Source organism: Ideonella sp. P3_A4 (assembly GCF_056403075.1).
Map to the genome: position 1 here is coordinate 1 of NZ_JBFUGE010000671.1, position 3074 is coordinate 3074.

General features: G+C 64.7%; 3 protein-coding genes. All 3 read right to left on the reverse strand.

The genetic code is table 11. From position 1 onward, the window contains the following. The coding region (locus tag AC1DYI_RS30895) for an enoyl-CoA hydratase/isomerase family protein (RefSeq protein WP_477207937.1) at positions 1-235 on the reverse strand (235 nt) is incomplete at its 3' end. A gap of 19 nt (positions 236-254) precedes the next feature. After that, complete coding sequence (locus AC1DYI_RS30900; protein WP_477207938.1) at positions 255-1157, reverse strand: DMT family transporter; 903 nt, start codon at positions 1155-1157, stop codon at positions 255-257. A gap of 112 nt (positions 1158-1269) precedes the next feature. Beyond that, positions 1270-3072, reverse strand: coding sequence for a translational GTPase TypA (gene typA / locus AC1DYI_RS30905; RefSeq protein ID WP_477207939.1), 1803 nt, complete (start codon positions 3070-3072; stop codon positions 1270-1272). Between the last annotated feature and the right edge of the window lie 2 nt (positions 3073-3074).

Genomic DNA, 3074 nt, shown 5'->3' on the forward strand with positions numbered 1-3074 from the left:
AGCGGATGTCGCCGCCAGCGCAAAAAGCCGGAGCCTTGCCAGGCCGAGCGGCACCGTGGACCAGCACCGCGTCGATGCGGTCATCGTCTTCCCAGGCGCGCAGCAGACGCGTCAGCTCGCGGATCATTTCCAGCGACAGCGCGTTCAGCGCCGGTGCGCGGTTCAGCGTGATCAAGCCCAGGCGGCCACGTTGTTCGGCCAGGATCTGCGCGTCGGTGTTGAGGGCGTCGCTCATCGGTACTACAAGGTTTAAGTCAAACGGAAGCAGGGGCCGGTTCCGGCGAGCGGCGCAGCAAGGCAAACAGCTCGTTGCTGGCCAGTGCGCCCAACACGATTGCACCGCCAAGCATCGCGGCGCTCGAAGGTTTTTCGCCCGCGCCCAGCCAGGCCCAGGCCACGCCGAACAACACTTCAAGCAAGGCCAGCAAGGCCACTTCGGGCGCGGCCAGCGTGCGTGCAGCGGTCACGGCCATCACGCAGGGAATGGCGAGTTGCGTCACGCCAAGCAAGGCCAGCCAGCCGATGTCCGGGGCCGACGCCTGCAGCGGCCAAGCCACCGGCAATGTCACTGCCGCGGAGATCAACGCACCGAGCAACAGAGCAGGCAGCATGTCCGACGAGGCTTCGCTGCGCGACGCATGCTGGATCAGCGTCCAGTTGATCGCGCCAGCGATCGGCACGCCCATCGCGATGCCGGTGCCTAGCAGGTGGCTGCCGCCGGCGCCGCTGATGTCGGTCCCGAACATCCACGCGATGCCGCCACCGGCGACCAGGATCGCCGCCCAAGTGCGCGTGGGCAGCTTGTGATGCAGCAAGAATCGCGCGAGCAGCGCGGTGAACAGCGGCGCCGTGGCCATCACGACCAGCACATTGGCCACGGTCGTCAGCGTGATCGCCACCATGAAGGCAGTGAACATCACGCTCCAGCACACGCCCGACGCCCACAGTACTTTGCCACCGGTGCGAATGCGCGCCACCAGCGCCTGCGGCCCGCGCAGCCAGCCCAGCAACACCACCAAGCCAACAGCGTTGAACAGACTGCGCCAGAACGTGATCTCGAACGAGCGCGCCGCCTCGAGCTGCCGCGTGACGACCCCTGCCGTGCTCCACAGCAGCGTCACCAACACCATCACAAAAACAGCACGCCGGTGGGTCATGTATTGAAAGCGGCTCCAGAGGAGCCGCGAGTGTCACTCAAACTGGAGTCCCCGCTTGGAGGGGGCTCGGGGGAGCGAAACGAAATTGGAAACGCGCTGAGCGTGAAGGCGCTTATGCGCCTTCACGTGAGGCACGTTTCCGGTCGTGTTCCTTAAGGAATCGCTTGCGCACCCGCACGCTCTTCGGCGTGATTTCGACCAGTTCGTCGTCAGCGATGAACTCGACCGCGTACTCCAGCGTCAGGTCGATCGGCGGTGTGATCTTGATCGCGTCTTCCTTGCCGCTGACGCGGAAGTTGGTCAGCTGCTTGGTACGCGTCGCGTTGACGACGAGGTCGTTGTCGCGGCTGTGGATGCCGATGATCAGGCCTTCGTACACCGGGTCACCCGGCTTCACGAACATGCKGCCGCGGTCGTCCAGCTTGCCCAGCGCGTAGGTGAAGATTTCGCCGTCGTCCATGCTGATCAGCACGCCGTTCTTGCGGCCTTCGATGTCGCCCTTGTGGGCTTCGTAGCCTTCGAAGATGTTGCTGATCAGGCCGGTGCCGCGCGTCAAGTTCATGAACTCGTTCGAGAAGCCGATCAGGCCACGCGCCGGAATGCGGTATTCAAGTCGCACACGGCCGTTGCCGTCGGTTTCCATGTTGACCAGTTCGGCCTTGCGCTCGCCCAGTGCCTGCATCACGCCACCCTGGTGGGTGTCTTCGACGTCGGCGGTGACCAGCTCGATCGGCTCGTGCTTCTCGCCGTTCACCTCGTGGAACACCACGCGCGGCTTCGACACGGCCAGCTCGTAGCCTTCGCGGCGCATGTTTTCCAGCAGGATGGTCAGGTGCAGTTCACCGCGGCCCGAGACTTCGAAGATGCCGTCTTCGTCGGTCTCTTTCACGCGCAACGCGACGTTGGATTGCAGTTCCTTCTGCAGGCGGTCCCAGATCTGGCGGCTGGTGACGAACTTGCCTTCACGGCCGGCCAGCGGCGAGGTGTTGACGCAGAAGTTCATCGTCAGCGTCGGCTCGTCGATCTTCAGCATCGGCAGCGGCTGCGGGTCGAGCGGGTCGGTGATGGTCACACCGATGCCGATGTCTTCAATGCCGTTGATCAGCACGATGTCGCCCGGGCCCGCTTCGGGGGACTGGACGCGCTCCAGCCCTTCGAAGGTCAGCACCTGGTTGATGCGGCCCTTGATGGTCTTGCCTTCAGGGCCTTCCATCACCAGCACGTCCATGCCCGGCTTGACGGTGCCGGCGTTGACGCGGCCGACGCCGATGCGGCCAACGTAGGTGGAGTAGTCCAGAGAAGAAATCTGCAGCTGCAGCGGCGCGGCGGGGTCGCCCTCGTGCGCCGGCACGTGCTTGAGCACGGTGTCGAACAGCGCGGTCATGTCTTCGCCCCACTGCTCGCCCGGCTTGCCTTCTTCCAGCGAAGCCCAGCCGTTCAGGCCGGAGGCGTAGACGACCGGGAAGTCCAGCTGGTCTTCGGTCGCATGCAGCTTGTCGAACAGTTCGAAGGCCGCGTTGATCACGTAGTCCGGGCGCGCGCCGGGCTTGTCGACCTTGTTGACGACGACGATGGGCTTCAGGCCCAGCGCCAGCGCCTTCTTGGTCACGAAGCGGGTCTGCGGCATCGGGCCTTCTTGCGCGTCGATCAGCAGCACGACGCCGTCGACCATCGACAGCGCGCGCTCGACCTCACCGCCGAAGTCCGCGTGTCCCGGGGTGTCGACGATGTTGACGTGGGTGCCCTTCCATTCGACGGCGCAGTTCTTGGCCAGGATGGTGATGCCACGCTCTTTTTCGATGTCGTTGCTGTCCATCACGCGCTCGGCCACCTTCTCGTTCTCACGGAAGGTGCCGCTCTGGCGCAGCAGCTGGTCCACCAGCGTGGTCTTGCCATGGTCCACGTGGGCAATGATGG